A 21,875-nucleotide genomic window follows, 5' to 3' on the forward strand; every position below is an offset into this window, starting at 1 on the left:
TCACCGTGGCACCCCGCTGGTTCCCCGGACGCCGACCGGTCTTTACCCTGACCCTGTCAAGAGCATTGCGGGGCAACGTGAATCAGATGCAGGGCCTGCTCCTCGCGGGCCGCTACCGGCTCGCCGATTCCATCGGCAGCGGCGGTATGGGCCGTGTGTGGCGCGCGCACGACGAGCTGCTGCACCGCGCCGTCGCGATCAAGGAGCTGACCGCGGCGCTCTACGTCTCCGACAGTGACCAGCAGGTCCTGCTCGCGCGCACCCGCGCCGAGGCGCGCGCGGCCGCGCGCATCAACCACTCGGCCGTCGTCACCGTGCACGATGTGCTGGAACACGACGGCCGCCCGTGGATCGTGATGGAGCTCGTCGAGGGACACTCGCTCGCCGACGCCGTCAAGGAGCAGGGCCGCCTCGAGCCCGCCGAGGCCGCCCGGATCGGCATGTGGGTGCTGCGGGCCCTGCGCGCCGCGCACACCGCGGGCGTCCTGCACCGTGACGTCAAGCCCGGCAACGTGCTGCTCTCCCACGACGGCCGTGTCCTGCTCACCGACTTCGGTATCGCCCAGATCGAGGGCGACACGACCATCACGCGCACCGGCGAGGTCGTCGGATCGGTCGACTACCTCGCCCCCGAGCGGGTCCGCGGCCACGACCCGGGCCCGGCCTCCGACCTGTGGGCGCTGGGCGCGACGCTGTACACGGCGGTGGAGGGCCGCTCGCCGTTCCGGCGCACCTCGCCGCTGTCCACCATGCAGGCCGTCGTCGAGGAGGAGGCCGAGGAGCCCGGGTACGCCGGTCCCCTCGCGCCCGTCATCTCCGCGCTGCTGCGCAAGGATCCGGCCACCCGGCCGGGCATCGCCGAGGCCGAGCAGATGCTCGCGGAGGCGGCGGAGGGCCGCCGGCCCCGCACGGCGCAGATGTATGTGCCGACCCAGCCCGGCGGCCGGCGGACTCCGTACGACACGGGTTCCGGCTACCACACGGGTTCCGGCCAGGGTTCCGGCCACCCCACGGGGTCCGGCTACCACACCCCGGTGACACCGCAGGCTCCGGTGACCGGTCCGACGGCCGTGGGACCCACCCAGGTGCCGCCCGCCGCACCCCGGCGCCGCCGCGGGCGGGCCGTCGCGCTGGTCGTCGCCCTCGCCGCGATCGTCGGCGCCGGTACCGCGGTGGTGCTCCAGCAGTGGGGCCACGGCCACGGACACGGCGGCAACGCCGGCCCGGCCATCACCTCGCCGCCGCCGAAAACCAAGGACACCGGCGGCGACCAGGGCTCGGTCCCCGACGACTGGCAGCAGATCACCGACCCCAGGGGCTTCGGCCTCGCCCTGCCAAAGGGCTGGAAGCGGCAGCTGTTCAGCGACAAGGACGGCCTGACCCAGATCGACTACACACCCGACGACGGCAACCACTTCCTGCGCGTCGCCATCGACACCGACCCGGACTTCAACGACCCGTACCAGCACCAGTTGTCCCTGGACAAGCAGTTGCACCGGCTCGTCGACTACCGGCGGCGCAAGCTGGAGGTCGTCACCTACCGGGACCACCGGGCCTCGCTGTGGGAGTACACCTTCACCGCGCTCGCCAAGGACACGGAGTTCCCCGGCCCGCGCAGAGCCGTCGACGAGGTCTACATCGGTGACGACGGCACGGAGTACGCGCTGCTCCTGTCGGGACCGACGGAAGACTGGGCCACCACGCAGCAGCAGTTCAAGGCGATCCTGCGCAGTTGGCAGGAGAAGGTCTCCGCGTAGCCCTCTTGGCCGATCGGCGCCCCGGAGCGGGGACGTCCGGTGGGGCATGATGGGGCGCATGGGGACCGAGGGGGAGGATGCCCGTGTGATCGCGGGCCGTTACCGGCTCGACGCACGGCTGGGCCGGGGCGGCATGGGCATCGTGTGGCAGGCCACCGACCAACTGCTGGGCCGGCGGGTGGCGGTGAAGGAGATCGCGCTCGACGAGACCCTCTCGGCCGAGCAGGCGCGGGCCCAGCGGGACCGGACGCTGCGCGAGGCCCGCGCGGTCGCGCAACTGCGGCACCCGAACATCGTCGTCGTCCACGACGTGGTCGACGACGGCCGGCGGCCGTATCTCGTCATGGAGTTGGTCGACGGCGGAACGCTCGCCGACCGGATCGCCCGCAGCGGGCCCGTCGACGCCGCCGAGGCCGCGCGGATCGGCGTGGCCCTGCTCGGCGCGCTGAGCGCGGCGCACGCCGCCGGGGTGCTGCACCGGGACCTGAAGCCGGCGAACGTCCTGATCGAGTCCGGCACCGACCGCGTCGTGCTCACCGACTTCGGGATCGCGCAGGTCGCGGGCGCCACCACGCTGACGGAGACCGGATCCTTCGTCGGGTCGCCCGAGTACACCGCGCCCGAGCGGATGTCCAACGCCGCCACCGGACCCGCCTCCGACCTGTGGTCGCTCGGCGCCCTGCTGTGCACGATCCTCAGCGGCGAATCGCCGTTCCGGCGCGACTCGCTGGGCGGCATCCTGCACGCCGTCGTGGTCGACGACATCCGTACGCCGGAGCAGGCCGAGCCGCTGCTGCCCGTCGTACGCGGGCTGCTGGAGCGCGACCCGGAGCGGCGGCTGGACGCGACCCAGGCCGAGCGGCTGCTGCGCGCCTTCCGGGACACCGGAGTCCTGCCGGACACGGGGGCGGGCGCGGGCCCGGACGCCGGCACGGCCACGGGCACGCGCTTCGGAACGGGGGGCGTTCCGGGCGCTGGTCCCGGCTCCCTCCGGGGCTCGGACGCGGGCTTCGGGGCCGGGTTCCCGCACGGCGCGGGCGTGGGGCCCGGGACGCCCCCGCCACCCGGCTGGGGTCCGGACCCGGGCGCCGTGTCCGGCCGTACGCCCGACCCGGCCCGGGACGCCACCGCGCCGGCCGGGGCCGGCTACACGTCCACGCACGCCGACCTGCCGCGTTCCGGCACCGCCGCCGATCAGGGGCGGCCGGCCGAACGCTCCCCGCGCGGCGTGCTGGTGGCCGCCTTCCTCGTCGCGGCGATGGCCGGTGCAGGCGTGTCGGCGGCGGCGCTGCTGATGCAGAGCGGCGACGAGGGCGGACCACCGGCGGTTCCGGGCCGGGCGAGTTCCCCGGCGACGGCGCCCGCCGCCACGGTCACGGTCACCCGCTCCCCGGCGCCGGCTCCGACGGGCTCCGGATCCGCGGCCGGCGGCACCGGCCCCGCGGCCACCGGGTCCCAGGCCACCGGCGACGGGGTCCGTCCCGCCGCGCCGTCCGGGTACCGGATCGCCGACGACCCCGCCGGTTTCCGGCTCGCCGTGCCCGACGGGTTCGTCCGCAGGCCGCAGGGCGAGCGGGTGTTCTACCTCTCGCCGGACGACTCCTTCCGCCTCGGCGTCAAGGTCTCCGATCCCGAACCGGGCGGCCCCCTCGCCGTGATGCGCCGCGCGGACGCCAAGGGCGAAGACACCAACCCCGGTTACCACGCCGGCACCGTCACCGAGACCACGCACGACGGACGGCCCGCCGCGCTGTGGGAGTTCACCTGGAACGGCTTCACCGCTGCGGAGGGCGCCCGGCACACCTACGACCTGTGCTGGGAGGAGGGCGGCCGGATGTACGACGTGTGGGTGTCGGCGCCGGTCGGGAAGGTCCGCGAGGCGCGGGAGTACTTCGACGTGGCCGTGGACACGTTCACGCGTTCCTGAGGGCGCCCGGTCCAGAACGGTCACGGGTGTGTGACCACTTGCGTTTCCCTGTGGAGGGCGAGGTGCCGCACACGGTATGGATGGTTCCATGAGCAACAACGGGGGCGTCGGCCACGAGGCCGACGAGACGACCAGCTTTGTCCTGCAGCCGCCGAACCCGGCAGCGGTCCCGGTCCAGGCGCCGCCCGCCCGGAGGGAGGCCGCCCAGGCGGAGGCGGCCGAGGGGGAGGCGGCCCAGCCGTCCACCGCCCAGGTCGAACCGGGCGCCGGGCGGGTCATCGCCGGCCGTTACCGGCTGCTCGCCAAGCTGGGCCACGGCGGCATGGGCACCGTGTGGCGGGCCAAGGACGAGACGGTGGACCGGGAGGTCGCCGTCAAGGAGCCCCGCGTCCCCGACCACCTGCCCGACCGGGAACGGGCCAACGCCTTCGAGCGGATGCGCCGCGAGGCGCGCGCGGCGGCCAGGCTGGACCATCCGTCGGTCGTCAATGTGCACGACGTGGCCGTGGTCGACGGCCGGCCGTGGATCGTGATGGAGCTGGTGCAGGGCCGCTCGCTCGGCGCCGCCCTGCAGGAGGGCACGCTCGACGCGCGCGAGGCCGCGCGGATCGGCCTGGAGGTGCTCGGCGCGCTGGAGGCCGCGCACGCGGCGGGCATCCTGCACCGGGACGTCAAGCCGGACAACATCCTGCTCGGCCGGTACGACCGGATCGTGCTCACCGACTTCGGCATCGCCCAGATCGAGGGCGAGACCCAGCTGACCGACACCGGCGGTTTCGTCGGCTCGCCCGAGTACATCGCGCCGGAGCGGGTGCTCGGCCGGCGCCCCGGCCCGGCCTCCGACCTGTGGTCGCTCGGTGTGGTGCTGTACGCGGCCACGGAGGGCGTCTCGCCGTTCCGCCGCAGCAACACGCCCGCCACCCTGCAGTCCGTCCTCAACGGCACGCCGGCCCCGCCCGCCTCGGCGTCGGGCCCGCTCGCCGAGGCCATCAACGGACTGCTCCGCAAGGACCCGGCGCACCGCCTGTCCGCCGCCCAGGTCCGCGCCCTGCTCAAGGCGGCCGCCGAGCCGCCCGCGCCGCAGCCGACGCAGGCGGTGCGGTACGTCGACCGCGGGGGCCGCGGGCTCCGGCTCGGCCGCAAGGCCTGGTCGGGCATCGGCGCGGCCGTGGTCGCCGTCGCCGTCGCCGCGTACCTGATCGCAGAGCCGTTCGCCGGGCCGCTGCCCGACGGGTGGAAGACGCGGCACGAGAGCGCGCTGCGGGCGACGGTCGCCTTCCCCGAGGACTACGAACGCAGCGGGGCCGACCCGAAGGGCGAGGACCACTGGGTGATGTACACCGACCCCAGCGGCAGCATCTGGGTCGAGCTGAAGCTGGACAGGAAGGCGGAGGACTCCAACGGGAACATCGCCGACTCCGCGAACGCCGAGATGTACTCCGACGACGCCGGCTACAAGGAGAACGGCGACTACGACCTCTCGATGCCCAAGAACCCGAAGACGGACACCCGCCCCGACGTCGGCTTCCACGGTGGCACGGCGGCCGAGAACACCATCACCTACACCACCACCGACACCGACCACCCCCGCCCCCGCGAGCTGCGGATCCTCTACTACCGGACCAAGGCCGGCGACATGTACGAGCTGACCGTGAGCTATCCCGGCAAGGGCGACTTCGACGAGCGGGGCCGGGAAGTGGCGCGGGAGGCGATCGCCAACTTCGACGTCGACAAGCTGTGAGTTCGGGGCACGGGCCCACATCGACAAGGCGGCATGGGGCGCGATAGGCATGGGGGATGAGCAACGAGGGGGCCGCGGCCGACGGGCGGGACCGGCTCGTCGGCGGACGCTACCGGCTCGTCGAGCCCATCGGCTCCGGCGGCATGGGCACCGTGTGGCGGGCGCACGACCAGAAGGTGGACCGCGACGTCGCCGTGAAGCAGCCCCGGCTGCCCGGTGATCCGCAGGACGAGAGCCACCGGCGCGCCGCGCACCGCCTCTACCGCGAGGCGCGGGCCGCGGCCCGCGTCGACCACCCTTGCGCGGTCGCCATCCATGACGTGGTCGTCGAGGACGGACTGCCGTGGATCGTCATGGAGTTGGTGCGCGGCGAGTCGCTGCAGGAGGTGCTGCGGCGCGGCCGCATGGCGCCGGCCGAGGCCGCGCGGATCGGTGGCGCCGTCCTCGGCGCGCTGCGCGCCGCGCACGCCGTCGGCATCGTGCACCGTGACGTGAAACCGGCCAACGTGCTGCTCGGCACCCATGACCGGGTCGTCCTCACCGACTTCGGCATCGCGCACGTCCAGGGCGAGGAATCCCTCACCAGGACCGGCGAGTTCGTCGGCTCGCTGGAGTTCGTCGCCCCGGAGCGGATGTCCGGGCGCGGCGCCGGTCCCGCCTCCGACCTGTGGTCGCTGGGCGTGCTGCTGTTCGCGGCCGTGGAGGGCTCCTCGCCCTTCCGCCGTACGACGGTGGAGTCCACGCTCGCCGCGATCCTCACCGCGGACGTGCCCGAGCCGAAGCAGGCGGGCCCGCTCGCCCCGCTCGTCGCCCGCCTGCTGGAGCGCGACCCCGAGCGGCGCCCGGGGCCCGAGGAGACGGCGCGGGCGCTGGCGGCGGCCGGGGGCGGTGAGGTTCCGGAGCGAGAGCCCGAGCCGACGCCCGCTCAGGAGGCCGAGCGAAGAGAGGAGCCGGCCGGCGATCCCGGGCCCGAGGAGCGCACCCCGGCAGCGTCCCCCGCCGAACCCCCCGCCCCCCGCCGTCCCGTCCTGCGCGGCCGGGTCGTCCTCGCCGCGCTCGCCGTCCTCGCCGCCGGCGGCGTCTGGTTCGGTGTGTCCGCCTCCCTCGACCGCGGCTCCGGCGCGGGAGCCACCGAGCTGCACGGCACCTACCGCCCGATGCCCGCCGCCTCCGCCGGGGACACCTGGGTCGCGCACGAGGAGCCGGAGCTGGACGCCGTACTCGTGCTGCCCGACGGCTACCGCCCCACGGCCCGCCAGAGCGGCGGCGCAGGCCGGCCGCGCCAGGTGGTGTACGGCGCAGACGGGGCCGTACAGGTCCGGCTGGCGGAGTGGGACAAGGCTGCCGGGTCTCCGATGGAGCGGGCGCGGGCGACGGAGCGCACCTGGCGGAAGCAGCACCGCGACGCCCGTACCCAGCTCACCCGGACCGGCCTCGACGGGAACGACGCCGTCTGCGCCGACACCGCCTACGGCTCGGACGGTCAGCGGGCGCGGGTTCTGCAGCTCTTCGTGCGCACCGGCGACGGGCGGCTGTACGAGCTGCGGGTCGACATGCCCAAGGGCACGGCGCAGGAGCACGAGGGCACGGCGCTGTTCAAGGGCGCACGGGATCGCCTGAAGCTCGGGGCCGCTCCGCAGGAATCCCGGAGCGCCGCCCCAACGCCCTGATCAGCGCATTTGTTGCCAGCGATCGCTGGCGAGGTGTGAGCAGTCGGTGAATCACCGTTACCGACGGGTACACAAAGGCTCCGCTGCGGCATACCCTGCGCCCATGACGGACGCGCAGGCACCGGCCAAGACCGGCACCAACCCCCTCGCCCCCGCACCTCAGGGCGCCCGCACCGCCGCCGACGTGGTCACCCCCGAGCTGGTCGCCCAGCTCACCAAGGGTGTGGCCGGCTCCGGCCGGACCGCCAACCACACGCCGTTCACCGGTCACAAGCTCGCCGACCTGCCCGAGTCCACCCCCGAGGACGTGGAGAAGGCCTTCGAGGCGGCCCGCGCGGCCCAGGCCGTGTGGGCGCAGGTCCCGGTGCGGCAGCGGGCCGCCGTTCTGCTGCGCTTCCACGACCTCGTCCTCGCGCGGCAGGCCGAGGTGCTGGACCTGATCCAGCTGGAGACCGGCAAGGCGCGGCTGCACGCCCATGAGGAGGTGCAGGCCGTCGCCGTCGCCGCCCGTCACTACGGCCGCAAGGCCCCCGCCTACCTCCGGCCGAAGCGGCACGCCGGCGCGGTGCCGACCCTGACCAAGGTCACCGAGCTGCGCCACCCGCGCGGGGTCGTCGGCCAGATCGCCCCGTGGAACTACCCGCTGGAGCTGTCCGTCGGTGACGCGCTCCCGGCGTTCGTCGCGGGCAACGCCGTCGTCATGAAGCCGGACACCGAGACGTGCCTGACCGCTCTGTGGGCCCGTGACCTGCTCATCGAGGCGGGCCTGCCGGCCGAGGTGTTCCAGGTCGTCATCGGCGACGGGCCGGTCGTCGGGCCCGAGGTCGTCCGGCACGCCGACTACGTCTCCTTCACCGGCTCCACCCGCACCGGCCGCGAGGTCGCCGAGCGCGCCGCCGCCCGCCTGGTCGGCGTCTCCCTCGAACTCGGCGGCAAGAACGCCATGCTCGTCCTGGAGGACGCCGACCTCGACAAGGCCGCCGCGGGCGCGGTGCGCGGCTGCTTCTCCTCCGCCGGGCAGCTGTGCATCTCCATCGAGCGGCTCTACGTCCACGAGTCGGTCGCGGACGCCTTCCTGGAGCGCTTCGCCGCCCGCACCAAGGCCATGCGCCTCGGCACGTCCCTCGCCTACGGCGCCGACATGGGCTCGCTGGTCGGGGAGCGCCAGCTGAAGACCGTCGAGCGGCACGTGGAGGAGGCCGTCGCCAAGGGCGCGAAGGTCGTCGCCGGCGGGACGGCCCGCCCGGACATCGGCCCGTACTTCTACGAGCCGACCATCCTCGACGGCGTCACCGAGCCGATGTCCGTGTGCACCGAGGAGACCTTCGGCCCGGTCGTGTCGATCTACCGCTTCGCCACCGAGGACGAGGCGATCGAGCAGGCCAACGCCACGCCGTACGGCCTGAACTCCTCGGTGTGGACCAAGGACGCCCGGCGCGGCCGCGCCGTCGCCGCCCGGCTGCGCACCGGCACCGTCAACATCAACGAGGGCTACGCGCCCGCCTACGGCAGCGTCCAGTCCCCGATGGGCGGCATGAAGGACTCCGGTCTCGGCCGCCGGCACGGGTCCGAGGGCATCCTCAAATACACCGAGGCCCAGACGGTCGCCCACCAGCGCCTGCTGCCGATGGCCCCGTCGCTCGGCATGACCGACGAGCAGTACGCGGCGTTCATGAGCCGCAGCCTGAAGCTGATGAAGGCGTTCCGTCTCCGTTAGAGCGCCCCTTCTCAACCCACCCGTTCTCGACGAGGAGAGCACGTGTCGCAGGAGAAGTCTGTCCAGGCCCGGGACGAGGACGGGTACGACTACGACGTCCTCGTGGTCGGCTCCGGCTTCGGCGGTTCCGTCACCGCCCTCCGGCTCAGCGAGAAGGGCTACCGCGTCGGCGTCCTGGAAGCCGGCCGCCGCTTCACCCGGGAGAGCCTGCCGAAGAACAGCTGGGACCTGAAGAACTACCTGTGGGCGCCGGGGCTCGGCCTGTACGGCATCCAGCGCATCCACCTGCTCGGCAACGTCATGGTGCTGGCGGGCGCGGGCGTCGGCGGCGGTTCCCTCAACTACGCCAACACCCTCTACGTCCCGCCGAAGCCCTTCTTCGACGACCCGCAGTGGCGGCACATCACCGACTGGCAGGAGGAGCTGGCGCCGTACTACGACCAGGCCAAGCGCATGCTCGGGGTGCGCCTCAACCCGACCATGACCCCCTCCGACGTGCATCTGAAGGCGGCGGCGGAGCGGATGGGCTGCGGCGACACCTTCCACATGGCGCCGGTCGGCGTGTTCTTCGGCGACGGCCAGGACGCCGACGGCACCGCGAAGGCGGAACCCGGCCGGCAGGTCGCCGACCCGTACTTCGGCGGCGTCGGTCCGTCCCGGCGGTCCTGCATCGAGTGCGGCGAGTGCATGACCGGCTGCCGGCACGGCGCGAAGAACACCCTCAACGAGAACTACCTCTACCTCGCCGAGAAGGCGGGCGCGGTCGTCCACCCCATGACCACGGTCGTCTCCGTCACGGACGACTCCCGCGGCGGATACGCGGTCGCCACGTTGCCGACCGACGACAAGAAGAAGGGCCGGGGCCGTACCTTCACCGCGCGCCGGGTGGTCCTCGCCGCCGGCACTTACGGCACCCAGACCCTGCTGCACCGGATGAAGGCGAGCGGCAATCTGCCCTACCTCTCGCCGCGGCTGGGCGAGCTGACCCGCACCAACTCCGAGGCGCTGGTGGGCGCGCAGACCGACGACCGGCGCTACCGCAAGGCCACGGGCGAGGCACGGGCCGACTTCACGCGCGGCGTCGCCATCACCTCGTCCATCCACCCCGACGAGAACACCCACATCGAGCCCGTCCGCTACGGAAAGGGCTCCAACTCGATGGGCAGCCTGTCCATCCTCCAGGTCCCCTTCGCCGAGGGCCGCTCCCGGGTCGCGGCCTGGCTCGCCAACGCCGCCCGGCACCCGATGCTGGTGCTGCGCTCCCTGTCCAACCGCAAGTGGTCGGAGCGGACCATCATCGGCCTGGTGATGCAGTCGCTGGACAACTCCCTGACGACCTATCTGAAGCCGGACGGCGTCGGCAAGGGCCTGCTGACCGCGCGCCAGGGCCACGGCTCGCCCAACCCCAAGCAGATCAAGGCCGCCACCGAGGGCGCCAGCGCGCTCGCCGCCGAGATCAACGGCTTCGCCGGCTCCAACGTCGGCGAGCTGATGGGCACCCCGCTCACCGCGCACTTCCTCGGCGGCTGCCCGATCGGCGACTCGCCCGAGACCGGCGTGATCGACCCCTACCACCGGCTGTACGGCCACCCCGGCATCTCGGTGGTGGACGGCGCCGCGGTCTCCGCCAACCTGGGCGTCAACCCGTCGCTGACCATCACCGCACAGGCCGAGCGGGCGATGTCGTACTGGCCGAACAAGGGCGAGGCCGACCCGCGTCCGGCGCAGGGAGCGGGCTACGAGCGCCTCAAGCCGGTCGAGCCCAAGTCCCCGGCGGTCCCGGCCGACGCGTTCGGCGCGCTGCGCCTGCCGTTCCTGGGCATCCCGGCGGTGCCGCCCAAGAAATGACCCGTCGTACGACGAAGGGACCTGCGCCCCCCTCCGAGCGCAGGTCCCTCACGTCGTGTGCGGTGGTGTTACGCGGTCGCGGCGCCCTTGCGGCGGCGCACGACGACGATCGCGCCGGCGCCGGCGACGACAGCGGCACCGCCGACCAGGCCGATCATCGGCAGGGCGGAGCTGGAGCCGGTCTCGGCGAGGCTGCCGTCGACCTTCGGCGTGTCGCCGGCCGGCTTCTTGTCCGTGACCGGGGCCTCGCCGCCTTCCTGCGGCTTGGTGCCGTCGGTGTCGGTGCCGGCCGAGACGATCTGGAACTTGTACGCCACGTCACCGAAGCCGGTGCACTGCGCGTCGGCGTCGCCGTAGATCGTCGCGCCGAGCGTGAAGCCGGAGCCCACCGGAGCGGCCGCCTTCACGTTGAGGCGCATCGGGATGTCGACCTCGTAGCCGGGCTTCAGCTCGTCGGTGTAGCCGACGAAGCCCACCGCGTAGCCGTCCTCGTTCAGGTCGCCCCAGGACTTGGAGTCCGGGTCCCAGGCCTGCAGCTGCACCTGGCCCGACTTGAACAGGTTGTCGCCCGCCTTGTCGGAGGACGCGCCGGCGAAGTACGCCAGGTCCTGCAGCGTGGACTTGGAGTTGTTGGTCACGTCCAGGGAGAACTTGTGCCAGCCGCTGCCCGCGGCGATCTTGCCGGGCAGGCCGCTGATGGCGACGTCGACCTTGGAGTCCTTGCAGTCGGCGGGCTCGTCACCGTCACCGGGGTCGGTGCTCTCGGTGGTGGTCGGCGACGGCTTCGAGGAGGTGGGGGCGGACGTCGAGGCGGAGGCCGAGGGCGTGGCGCTCTGGCTCTGCGAAGCGGAGGCCGACGCGGACGTCGAGGCGCTCGCGCTCGAGGACGCCGACTCCGACGCGGACGCGGACGCGCTCTGCGAGACAGAGTCGGTCGGGCTGGCGGACGCCGTGGTGCCGTCGTCCGCGAAAGCCGCCGGCGCCGAGAGCAGCGCCAGCGGGGCTATCACTGCCGTAGCGGCCGCGGTGGCCATGGCACGGCGAAGCTTCATGAAGACCTCAATGAGTCCGTCTGGGAGGGCTCCGCGTGGCGGCGCGGATGTGGCCCTGGTTTCGGGAGGTTGGATCAGTGAAGCCTGTGAATGGTTGTGCCGTCTTCACGGCGTTTTTATGTGGGCTGCGTCACAAGACGGAGCGACTTGTGACCGAGTCGCCGTGCGCCGTAGAACTGTCCCCCGTGCCTGAAAAGCCCTCAGACGACGAGACCTCCCGCGCCCCCGACGACGTATGGGAGAAGTTCGTCCGCGACAGCGAACTCGACATCCGCGCCACCGCGCCCAAGGAGGCGTCCGCGGCCGCCCGCGGCGCGACCGGCGTGCCCGAGGGCTGGCGCACCGGCCCCGCGTGGCGGGAACCGGACCGCCGGGCCGCCCGGCGCCGGCGCCTGTGGGCGTTGCTCGGCGTACCCGTCGCGGCCGCCGTGGCCGTCGTCGCGATGAAGCCGTCGCTGCTGCCCGGCGACCCGTTCCACACCGGCCCCGCGCAGGCCGCCACCGCGCCCCCGCTGCCGCCGGAGACCGCGCGCCCGACCGCGCCGGAGTCCGCCGCCCCCGCCCACCCCACCCTCGACCGCCCGTTCGCCGGGTCCCCGGCCGAGCGGTGGGCCGACGGTGAGGCCGGCATCGTGCTGCCCGCGGCCCGGGCCATCGGCGTGCACTCCAAGGCGCAGGTGGCCAAGGCGCTGGAGCAGACCAGAACCCTGCTCGTCGACGGCAACCTCGCCCCGGCCACCCTGCGCGGCGAGCGGCCCGCGCAGGCGCTGTCCGTCATCGAGCCCCACGAGACGGAGCTGCACACGCTGCTGGACACGTCGCTGCGCCGACCGGACAAGGACCACGATCCGCTGCTGATGTTCACCCGCTTCCAGCCCGGTGACGTACGGCTCGTCGGGACGGTGGTCAAGACCCGGGGCAGGATGACCGTCGGGCCCGGCGAGCACGGCTCCGCCCGCATCCATGCCGACTACACCTTCGTCTACCCGGTGGTGCGCACGGACGGCTCGACCGAGGTGACCCGCACCGTCGTCCGCCGGGTGCTCGACATCGACCTGCACGACCCGGACCGGTACCGGGTCACGCGCGGCAGGATCGCCGTGACCCGCTACGACCAGGAGGTCGGCAACTCGGCCTGCGAGATCCACGACGGCTTTCTGCACCCGCAGTTCGAGTCGGCCGCACCGGCGGGCGCCCGGCCGAGCGGACCGGCGACGGACCCCTACGACCGCAGCAAGGACCTGGACCTGAACCGGGCGAGGGACTGCGGGACGGTCTCCCGGATCTGAGGGGCGCGCACGACGGAAGGGCCCCGCGGGAGCTCACCGCGGGGCCCTTCTTCGTCAGCACCGACGTCAGGGCAGCGTCGGCGCCTCGGGGAAGCGGCGCCGGGGGGTTGCGCCGCTGGTCTCGAGGTGTGGCATGTGCCGGTCGGCACCGCGTGGGTGCACGGCAATACGGGTGTGTACGGGGGGACTTGGGCTTGTCCGGCATCGTGCTGGATGAAACGGGGCGCCCGCAACCGTTGGACCCGGCCCTCATGAAATTTTGCATATATCCAGGTTCCGGCGGCCGGCCCCGGGCGTCCCCGGGGCCGGCCGTTCTCTTGGGTGACCGGCTGCTGTCCCCTGCCGTCCGGTCACTTCCCTGGAGCGAGGTCCCACGACGCACGGCACGATCCGTACGTCTCACGCTCCAGCGAGCCACGCGTGGTTCTTTCGGGCCCGCCCCTGGCTGGCACGGACACCGGTACCAACGAAGCGGCCCGGGCCCGGTCACGCGCCGTACGGGTGAGAGCGGATGCGAACTCAGATGCGACCCCGGCACAGTTCGAGCATCGTCATCGCCAGCGCGGTGCCCGGCTTGCCGAGCGCGTCCCGGTAGTGGCCGAGGATCTCCATCTCGCGCGAGAGGTTCACGCGGCGGCCGCCGGAGGCGATCCGGGCCTCCTGGATCACGGCCGAGACGGCCATGCGTTCCTGGATCAGACCGATGATCCGGTCGTCGAGCGCGTCGATGCGCTCCCGGGCACCGGTGATCACGTCGGTGGCCTCGGGGGTGCGCGCGCCGGTGACGTCGGTGGTGGCGGTGGCGGTCATAGGGGGCTCCTCGTCGGACGGGGTGCCCCGGGGCGACAAGATCCGGAAAGCACCAGGCGCCCCGGACCTTGTCGGCCCGGGGCGCCTGGGAAGTCGCTTGTCAGTTGCTCAAGCAGCACGACCATGGCAGCCGGCGGGCCGGTTGCCATAGGTAAAGACGAAGGTCTGGTGCTGGAGCATGCCGCCAGTATGCCGTGCCCGCCTGGGGTGTCCAACATCGCCCGGATGGTGAGATGCGCGACTGTCGGGCCCGCCCCCGGCAGCGGGGACCGCTCCCCGCGCCCACCTCGGTAGAATTGGCCAGCACAGAGACCCCGCCCGATCCGCCGGAAGGCTCCCGTGTCATCAGCGCCCCCCGCTGCCGCCGCCCCCGACACCGTTCTGGTCGTCGACTTCGGCGCGCAGTACGCCCAGCTCATCGCCCGTCGCGTCCGCGAGGCCCGGGTCTACAGCGAGATCGTCCCCGGCACCATGCCGGTGGCCGAGATGCTCGCCAAGAACCCGGCGGCGATCATCCTTTCCGGCGGCCCCTCGTCCGTGTACGAGGAGGGCGCCCCCCGCCTGGACCGCGAGCTCTTCGAGTCCGGCGTCCCCGTCTTCGGCATGTGCTACGGCTTCCAGCTGATGGCGCAGGTCCTCGGCGGCACTGTCGACAACAGCGGCGCCCGCGAGTACGGCCGCACCCCGCTGCACGTCTCGCGCGCCTCCTCCACGCTCTTCGAGGGCACCCCCGCGGAGCAGTCGGTGTGGATGTCGCACGGCGACGCCTGCTCCGCCGCCCCCGAGGGCTTCACGGTGACGGCCTCCACGGACGTCGTCCCGGTCGCCGCCTTCGAGAACGACGACAAGAAGCTCTACGGCGTCCAGTACCACCCCGAGGTCATGCACTCCACGCACGGCCAGCAGGTGCTGGAGCACTTCCTGTACCGCGGTGCGGGTCTCGAGCCGAACTGGACCACCGGCAACGTCATCGACGAGCAGGTCGAGGCGATCCGCGAGCTGGTCGGCGACAAGCGCGCGATCTGCGGCCTGTCCGGCGGCGTGGACTCCGCGGTGGCCGCCGCCCTGGTGCAGAAGGCCATCGGTGAGCAGCTGACCTGCGTCTACGTCGACCACGGCCTGATGCGCAAGGGCGAGACCGAGCAGGTCGAGAAGGACTTCGTCGCCGCGACCGGCGTCAAGCTGAAGGTCGTCGACGCCGAGGAGCGCTTCCTCACCGCGCTCAAGGGGGTCTCCGACCCCGAGGAGAAGCGGAAGATCATCGGCCGCGAGTTCATCCGCGTCTTCGAGCAGGCCCAGGCCGAGATCGTCGCCGACGAGGGCCCGGCCGTGGAGTTCCTGGTCCAGGGCACCCTGTACCCGGACGTGGTCGAGTCCGGCGGCGGCACCGGCACCGCCAACATCAAGTCGCACCACAACGTCGGCGGCCTGCCCGAGGACCTCGAGTTCAAGCTGATCGAGCCGCTGCGCAAGCTGTTCAAGGACGAGGTCCGCATGGTCGGCCAGGAGCTGGGCCTGCCGGAGGAGATCGTCCAGCGCCAGCCGTTCCCCGGCCCCGGCCTCGGCATCCGCATCGTCGGCGAGGTCACCAAGGAGCGCCTCGACCTGCTGCGCGACGCCGACGCCATCGCCCGCGAGGAGCTGACCGCGGCCGGCCTCGACCGCGACATCTGGCAGTGCCCGGTCGTGCTGCTCGCGGACGTCCGCTCGGTCGGCGTCCAGGGCGACGGCCGCACCTACGGCCACCCGATCGTGCTGCGCCCGGTGTCCTCCGAGGACGCCATGACCGCCGACTGGTCCCGGCTGCCGTACGACGTCCTCGCCAAGATCTCCACGCGGATCACCAACGAGGTGCGGGACGTCAACCGCGTCGTCCTCGACGTGACCTCCAAGCCGCCGGGGACCATCGAGTGGGAGTAGGCCCCGCCTGACAAGGCTTACGTGCGCCTGAGCGTGCGCAGGGGCTCACCGGGCTTGAAGACCTGCACGACGAGATACTTCTCGTCCTCCACGTAGGTCCGCACGACCTCGGTCAGCTCGGTGCGGAAGAGGTGGAACGGCTGCGGCGGTTCCGCCTCTTTCACGTATCCGGACTTCTCCGGACCGTCCGGCACCTCGTACGCCCGGCCGCTGATCCGCACGTCCCCGCCGGCCATCCCCGTGCCCTCCCCGGGGTTCGCCTGGAGCGCGAAACGGGGGTCGCGGTGCAGGTCACGCGCCTTGAGAGAGCCGTGCATCATGCCCAGCCACAGCGCACCGCCACGGAAGTCGACCTCCAGCCCCGAGGTGCGCGGCGAACCGTCCCTGCGCAGGGTGACGAGCACATGGTGGGTGAAGGCGCGGAAGCGTTCCTCGACGGTCCGGGCGAAGTCCGGCTCGGCGGCGGTGAAGAAATCCCAGTCAGCTGCCATACGCCGAGTGTGACGCCGAAAGACGACATCTCCTGTCGTCTTTCGGCAAGGTCTGTTCTCCTTGGCTGACCGGCGGTAACTTCCCGCCGTACAGCAACCGAGTGCCGGAGGACCAATGCCCGGGCCCACTCCGCCCCCACCCCCGCCCCTGCCCACCGACCGGCTGCGGTTCGCAATGCCGCCCAAGCACGAGTCCGCCGAGGACGAGCGCCGGTACCGCAAGGAGCGGCTGGCGGGAGCGCTGCGGATCTTCGGCCGGCTCGGCTACGAGGACGGCGTCTCGGGACACATCACCGCACGCGACCCCGAGTTCACCGACTGCTTCTGGGTCAACCCCTTCGGACTGTCCTTCCGCCAGGTCACCGTCGGCGACCTGGTGCTCGCCAACTCCGACGGCCAGGTGATCGAGGGCCGCTACCACGTCAACCAGGCCGCCTTCGCCGTCCACGCCCAGGTGCACGCGGCCCGCCCCGACGTCGTCGCCGTCGCCCACTGCCACTCCGTGCACGGGCGCGCGCTCGCGGCCCTGGGCGAGCTGATCGACCCCCTCACCCAGGAGAGCTGCGCCTTCTACGAGGACCACGCCCTCTACGACGCCTACACCGGCGTCGCCGTTGACGCCGACGAGGGCCGCCGTATCGCCGCCGCGCTCTCCACCCACAAGGCGCTCGTGCTGCGCAACCACGGGCTGCTGACCGTGGGGGACTCGGTGGACGCCGCCGCCTGGTGGTTCGTGACGATGGAACGGTCCTGCCAGGTGCAGCTGGCCGCCAAGGCCGCCGGACGGCCCGTCCTCATCGACCACAAACGGGCGACCGCGACCCGCGAACAGCTCGGCGGCGACCTCGTCGCCTGGATCAACTACCAGCCGATGTGGCAGGACATCAGCCGCAGGGAGCCGGACCTGCTGGACTGACGTCTCTCCGCTGCTGCTCAGAAATCCTTCAGCACCGCCGCCTTCGTCACCGCGAACTCCTCGTCCGTGAGCACACCGTCCCGGTGCAGCGCGCCCAGCTCACGCAGCCTGCGCAGCAGCACGTCGTGACGGTCGGCGGGCGCGGGAACGGCCGCCACCGCCGGCGCGCCGCCCGGCCGCTCGCCCTCCGCCAGGGGGTGGGCCGTGCGGGTCGAGGGGTGCGGCAGCCGCGCGGTGACCGCGGCGGCCACCAGCGCCGTGAGCAGATCACGGCGGGAGCTGCCCCACAGGTCCAGGGCGTAGGGATCCTTCTCCGGCGGCAGCTTGGAGAACGCCGTCTCCCTGGTGACGAACCTCAGGAAGCCGTCCTCGTAGCCCGAATTCGGCAGCCACTCCACCTGCACCAGGTCGCCCACGTCGATGATGCGCGGGCCCGTGGCGCGTTTGACCCGGTCGGAGGTGTCGGCCCAGTCGATGCGCACCTGCGCCCCGTCGAAGGAGACCGTGCCGTCGGAGGCCCGCACCGACACCGGCACCGGCGGACCCGACAGCAGATAGCTCTTCGCCGGCTCCTTCGGGATCTGATCCAGCAGCAGCGCGTGACGGATCTCCTCGGCGACGTACTCCGCCACCCCGCTACGGTCCGGGTCCACCGTGAGCCGGTACGGATCGGCGGGCTCCGGCAGCCGGCCGCCCGTCGCCTGCAACAAGGGGTCGGCGCCCTCGCGCAGGGTCAGGCGCAGCCGGCCGCGCTTGCGCTCCGGCTCGTGGACGATCCCGGCGACGGCCTCCAGCGGCACGGCGATCTCCCCGTACGTCTGCCGGAACAGCGGCACCGAGCGGTGGAGGCCCGGCGTGATCCGGACCGTGGTGCCGTCGAAGGCCCAGGTCCCGTCGCGCTGGATGATCTCGGCCATAAGGGAATTCTCGCAGCCCGGTCAACACGGTGAGGCGGTCTTCACCCGTGCTGACCAGACCTGGTGCCGCGGACCGTGTCGCGTAGGGCACAATGCGCTGTCGTCGCAGGCGAGTTGTCCGTCGGCGGCCGGAAGGCCCAACACAGGCCGCCGGCCAACAGGGTCGTGGGGAAGGCAGGCTCGACGTGGCGGTGCAGGAGGCGAGAGGCGGCGCGCCGGCGGGCGCGCACGAGGGCGGCTGCATCTGCGGGGACTGCCCGCACGGGGCCCGGGAGGGGCATCGGCGCGCGGTCGCCGCGTTCCTGAGCAGACGGGACGAGTACGCCGCCGGGCAGGGGCTGCCGGCGGCCGTGGCGCACTCCGCGTCGGCCTCCCGGCAGTGGGTCTCCGAGGAACTCACCCAGTCCGCCGCGCTCGTCGCCGAGCGCGGCCGAGCCGAGGGCGAGGCCTGGCTGACCGGGCTGTGGCGCCGCAGTGCGTGCACGGTGTGGGCGGCGGTCGTCGCCCTGCTGCTGGTGCAGGCCCTGACCGCGATCGGCGCGGGCTGGAGCGGCGCCCGCACGGCGGGGCTGCTGGCCGCGCTGGCCGTCGCCGTCGTCCTGACGGCGGCGTCCTGGTTCCACCGGGCGCGCGGCGGTGTGCTCGCCCCGGTGATCGGCGAGGACAACCGGCTGTCCACCTCGCGTGCGGTGGCCGCCTGCTGGGTGCTCTTCGTGGCCTACGCCGTCCTCGTGCCGGCCGCGCGGCTGGCCGCGGCCTCCGGGCACCGGGAGCGGGACGCCCTGATCGCCGGCCTCGGACTCGCCCGGGGCGCGGGCCTGGTGACCGTGCTCGCCGTGGTGTGCGCCATCGCCGTGCTGGTGCGGCGCGTGGTGGGGCTGCGGGTGCTCGGGCAGCGGCTGCAGAAGGTCCGCGCGGACCGCCCGCGCGCGGCCGACCTGCTCACCGACGACTCCGGCCGGGGCGCCTTCGCCGACCTCCAGTACGTCGTGATCAGCGCGGTCGCCCTGGTGTTCGCGGCGGTACGGCTGGCCCGGCGTCCCGACCAGCTGCCCGACCTGCCCTGGGGACTGGCGGTGGTGGTGCTGATCTCGGCCGCGACCTACGTCGCCGGCAAGTACGCCGAGGGCGGCCGGCCCGTGATCCTCTCCGTGGTGCGGGCGCGGGAGGCCGGCGACCTGGACGGGCCGATCCGGCAGGGCGACGACATCGAGATCCGCGGCGCCGGGTTCGTTCCGCCCGGCGCGCAGGGCGCCGACCGGCTGGCGCGGATGACGGTCCGCATCGGAGCCGTCCATGTGCATGTGCCGCTGATCCCGGTCACCGGCGGCTTCAGCAACCCCACCGACAACGCCCTGACCGTTCCGGTCCCGGCGGACGTCGAGCCCGGCCGGGTGGAGGTGCAGGTGGTCACGGCGGCGGGTGTGGAGACCAACCGCTACACGATCGACGTGACCGAGTGACGCGCCCGCGTCCGACGGTCCTTCCCCGGGGTTGAGTCCGTCGCCGCCTTTGTGCGCCAGAATTGAGCCGATCGCCGCTTCCGTACGTATCGTCGGGTGACGGCACCGGCGGGCGAGAGGCGGCTGGCAGCGATGACCCACAGCATGCGCACGGAGACACCCACCCCCCACCTCGGCCGTGGCGCCGGCCGGCGGGAGGCCGCCGCCCGCTACGCCCTGCTCCCGCTCCGCCTCTTCCTCGGCATCACCTTCATCTACGCGGGCCTCGACAAACTGACGGACAGCGCCTTCATGCAGGCCTCCGGCGCGGGCTCCCTCGGCGACACGATGCGCTCCGTGCGCGACTCGGCGGCCATCCCGGCGCTGGTCGACCTGGCTCTGAAGAGCCCCGTCGGCTTCGGCTACGCCATCGCGCTCGGCGAACTCGCCGTCGGCATCGGCGTCCTGCTCGGCTTCCTGGGCCGCCTCGCCGCCCTCGGCGGCGCCCTGATCTCCCTGAGCCTGTGGCTCACGGTGTCCTGGTCGACCAGCCCCTACTACTACGGCAACGACCTGATCTATCTGATGGCCTGGCTGCCGCTCGTGCTGGCCGGCACCCCCCTGTTCTCGATCGACGCGATACTGCGACGCCGCCGCCGGGACGGCGGATACCGGTAGGGCAGCCCGGGCCGTCGGGACGGCGGATACCGGTAGGACAGCCCCAGCCGTCGGCCCGGCCCCGGCGTCAGCCCCCGCCGCGGCGGCGTATCGCGTGGGTGACCACGCCGACCGCTCCCGCCAGGCACAGGCCGCCGACGACCAGCGGGATCGCGGTGAACCACGGGGTCCGCCACAGACCGGCCGCGTCACCCGCGTACAGGATTCCGGCGACGGTGAGGGCGAGACCGGCGACCAGACGGCCGGGCTGGAACTCATGACGCAGCACGGGTCACCTCCACCTGGCCCACGCCGACCTGGAGGTCCAGGTCCAGCGTGCCGGCGTTCCTGCCGCCGCCGGCCGGCCTCAGGGTCACCTGCTTGTGTCTGTCCGGCTGCACGTCCACGTCCTTCGCATCCTCACCCGGCAACCGGATGTCACCCACGCCCACTTCGATGTCCGCCTTCACCGTCACGCCCGGCGGCACGATCACCCGCACCCGGCCCACGCCAACATCGGCCAGCGTGGTCACCGTCCGGCCCGGAGGCACGTCGATCCGGGACAGGTCGAGGGTGCCCACGCCCGTGCCGACGTGGTACTTCGGCCGGACGTCGGTCACCGCGGCCGGCCGCCACGCCGTATGGATCCACTGCGTGCCGATGTCGTGCGGCAGCGCCGCCGACGCCGTGAGCAGCGCGGCCGTGACGATCGACCAGAAGACCGACCCTGCCCCCGTACGCCCGAGGAACGCGCTGACGGCGATGCCGAGACCGAACACCGTCAGCGCGCCGGCCAGTCCCACCTGCAGGCTGGTGCCGAGCGGGTGGTCCTGCCAGGTCAGTCCCGTGCCGAGGCCGCCCGCGAGCAGGGCCAGCAGGAAGACCCAGCCGCCGATCCAGCGCGGACCGCGCGGCGCCGGGCGGTCCGCGCCGGCCGGCGGTGCCGTGCGCGCAGCCGTCACGCCCGGGCTTATGTCGACGGCCGCCGCGAGGTCCCGGTCACGGGGGTCGCCCGGTCCCCACAGGTATCCCGTGCCCCCGACATGGGTGCCGTCCTTGACGATCGGGTCGCGCCACCAGGACGGGTAGCCCGCCGCGGCGGGCGGCGCCTGGGCCTCCGGCGGGGCGTCCGCCACGGCCTGCGCGGCCAGGGGGTCCGGGCCCGGCGCGTCGCGTCGCTGCTGCCAGTACCCGGCGCCGGCCAGCAGCAGGGAGAGGACGACGGCGAAGGTCAGCACCCCGCCGTTGCGCAGCATCGACAGGAACACCCCGCAGCCGACCAGCGCGAACAGCACCCCCGCGAGCGCCTGCCCGTCCACCCGCCCGGTCAGGAGCTTGCGCACCTCGTTCTCGTCCTCGTCGTCGTAGGGAACGAACAGCCAGACGAAGCCGTAGAAGATCAGACCGACGCCGCCCGCCGCGGCCAGCACCGCGAGCGTGATCCGGAAGATGACCGGGTCCATGTCGCACCGCCGCCCCAGCCCGGCGCACACCCCGGCGATCGTCCGGTGCCGGCGGTCGCGGCGGAAGAGGTGCGGGGCGTCGGCCGTGCCGGTGCCCGGCCGCCCGGACCCGGCCGCCACGCCCCGGGCGGACGCGGCACCCTCCCCGGGCCCCCCGTCCGCTGCGTGCTGGTGATCGGTCATGGGTCCATGGTGACGGGCGAGTCGGCCCGGTGGCAGTCGGGACGACCCTGGCCGGACCCTGATATCGCCCCTGAG

The 21,875-nt window shown here is 73.1% G+C and carries 17 protein-coding genes; 11 read left to right on the top strand and 6 right to left on the bottom strand.

The window, feature by feature from the left end; translation table 11 throughout:
* Positions 1–86 precede the first annotated feature (86 nt).
* The 6 genes from AB0J12_RS20810 to AB0J12_RS20835 all read left to right on the top strand — a co-directional run bounded on the left by AB0J12_RS20810 (position 87) and on the right by AB0J12_RS20835 (position 10,660).
* On the top strand, positions 87–1,757 hold the full coding sequence (locus AB0J12_RS20810; protein ID WP_363265788.1) for a serine/threonine-protein kinase: 1,671 nt from the start codon (positions 87–89) through the stop codon (positions 1,755–1,757).
* Positions 1,758–1,815: 58 nt separating this feature from the next.
* Positions 1,816–3,684 carry a serine/threonine-protein kinase gene (locus AB0J12_RS20815; RefSeq protein ID WP_363265789.1) on the top strand — a complete coding sequence of 623 codons (1,869 nt, stop codon included), beginning with the start codon at positions 1,816–1,818 and terminating at the stop codon, positions 3,682–3,684.
* Between the two features lie 88 nt (positions 3,685–3,772).
* Positions 3,773–5,425 carry a serine/threonine-protein kinase gene (locus AB0J12_RS20820; RefSeq protein WP_363265790.1) on the top strand — a complete coding sequence of 551 codons (1,653 nt, stop codon included), beginning with the start codon at positions 3,773–3,775 and terminating at the stop codon, positions 5,423–5,425.
* A gap of 56 nt (positions 5,426–5,481) precedes the next feature.
* Positions 5,482–7,095 (top strand): serine/threonine-protein kinase, encoded by a 1,614-nt coding sequence (locus tag AB0J12_RS20825; RefSeq protein WP_363265791.1) that lies wholly within the window; start codon positions 5,482–5,484, stop codon positions 7,093–7,095.
* A 103-nt stretch (positions 7,096–7,198) separates the two neighbouring features.
* Positions 7,199–8,812, top strand: coding sequence for a succinic semialdehyde dehydrogenase (locus AB0J12_RS20830; RefSeq protein WP_363265792.1), 1,614 nt, complete (start codon positions 7,199–7,201; stop codon positions 8,810–8,812).
* A 42-nt stretch (positions 8,813–8,854) separates the two neighbouring features.
* Complete coding sequence (locus AB0J12_RS20835; protein ID WP_363265793.1) at positions 8,855–10,660, top strand: GMC family oxidoreductase; 1,806 nt, start codon at positions 8,855–8,857, stop codon at positions 10,658–10,660.
* A 68-nt stretch (positions 10,661–10,728) separates the two neighbouring features.
* Here the strand turns inward: AB0J12_RS20835 and AB0J12_RS20840 are convergent, their stop codons facing one another.
* A complete protein-coding gene (locus tag AB0J12_RS20840) occupies positions 10,729–11,712 on the bottom strand; it encodes an LAETG motif-containing sortase-dependent surface protein (RefSeq protein ID WP_363265794.1) in 984 nt (327 codons plus the stop codon).
* Positions 11,713–11,897: 185 nt separating this feature from the next.
* Here AB0J12_RS20840 and AB0J12_RS20845 point away from each other — a divergent pair, with 185 nt between their 5' ends.
* A complete protein-coding gene (locus AB0J12_RS20845; protein WP_363265795.1) occupies positions 11,898–13,001 on the top strand; it encodes a hypothetical protein in 1,104 nt (367 codons plus the stop codon).
* A 519-nt stretch (positions 13,002–13,520) separates the two neighbouring features.
* Here AB0J12_RS20845 and AB0J12_RS20850 read toward each other — a convergent pair.
* Complete coding sequence (locus AB0J12_RS20850) at positions 13,521–13,811, bottom strand: chorismate mutase (protein WP_363265796.1); 291 nt, start codon at positions 13,809–13,811, stop codon at positions 13,521–13,523.
* Positions 13,812–14,150: 339 nt separating this feature from the next.
* On the opposite strand from AB0J12_RS20850, the gene guaA reads away from it, so the two are divergent.
* Positions 14,151–15,731, top strand: coding sequence for a glutamine-hydrolyzing GMP synthase (gene guaA, locus AB0J12_RS20855; protein ID WP_363265797.1), 1,581 nt, complete (start codon positions 14,151–14,153; stop codon positions 15,729–15,731).
* A gap of 17 nt (positions 15,732–15,748) precedes the next feature.
* Here guaA and AB0J12_RS20860 read toward each other — a convergent pair whose 3' ends face one another.
* Positions 15,749–16,222, bottom strand: a complete 474-nt coding sequence (locus AB0J12_RS20860; protein WP_363265798.1) for a pyridoxamine 5'-phosphate oxidase family protein — start codon at positions 16,220–16,222, stop codon at positions 15,749–15,751.
* Between the two features lie 115 nt (positions 16,223–16,337).
* On the opposite strand from AB0J12_RS20860, the gene AB0J12_RS20865 reads away from it, so the two are divergent.
* The gene (locus tag AB0J12_RS20865) at positions 16,338–17,138 is read left to right on the top strand and encodes a class II aldolase/adducin family protein (protein ID WP_363265799.1); all 801 of its coding nucleotides are present in this window, start codon (positions 16,338–16,340) and stop codon (positions 17,136–17,138) included.
* Between the two features lie 17 nt (positions 17,139–17,155).
* Here AB0J12_RS20865 and AB0J12_RS20870 read toward each other — a convergent pair whose 3' ends face one another.
* Positions 17,156–18,055, bottom strand: coding sequence for a DUF4429 domain-containing protein (locus AB0J12_RS20870; RefSeq protein WP_363265800.1), 900 nt, complete (start codon positions 18,053–18,055; stop codon positions 17,156–17,158).
* Positions 18,056–18,240: 185 nt separating this feature from the next.
* On the opposite strand from AB0J12_RS20870, the gene AB0J12_RS20875 reads away from it, so the two are divergent.
* Complete coding sequence (locus AB0J12_RS20875; RefSeq protein WP_363265801.1) at positions 18,241–19,518, top strand: hypothetical protein; 1,278 nt, start codon at positions 18,241–18,243, stop codon at positions 19,516–19,518.
* A gap of 132 nt (positions 19,519–19,650) precedes the next feature.
* The gene (locus tag AB0J12_RS20880; protein WP_363265803.1) at positions 19,651–20,175 is read left to right on the top strand and encodes a DoxX family protein; all 525 of its coding nucleotides are present in this window, start codon (positions 19,651–19,653) and stop codon (positions 20,173–20,175) included.
* 67 nt (positions 20,176–20,242) lie between these two features.
* Here AB0J12_RS20880 and AB0J12_RS20885 read toward each other — a convergent pair whose 3' ends face one another.
* Positions 20,243–20,443 carry a hypothetical protein gene (locus tag AB0J12_RS20885; protein WP_363265804.1) on the bottom strand — a complete coding sequence of 67 codons (201 nt, stop codon included), beginning with the start codon at positions 20,441–20,443 and terminating at the stop codon, positions 20,243–20,245.
* On the bottom strand, positions 20,430–21,800 hold the full coding sequence (locus tag AB0J12_RS20890) for a PspC domain-containing protein (RefSeq protein WP_363265805.1): 1,371 nt from the start codon (positions 21,798–21,800) through the stop codon (positions 20,430–20,432). The genes AB0J12_RS20885 and AB0J12_RS20890 overlap by 14 nt, the downstream gene beginning before the upstream one ends.
* Between the last annotated feature and the right edge of the window lie 75 nt (positions 21,801–21,875).

The sequence above is a fragment of the Streptomyces sp. NPDC049915 genome, assembly GCF_040656475.1.
Classification (GTDB): Bacteria; Actinomycetota; Actinomycetes; order Streptomycetales; family Streptomycetaceae; genus Streptomyces.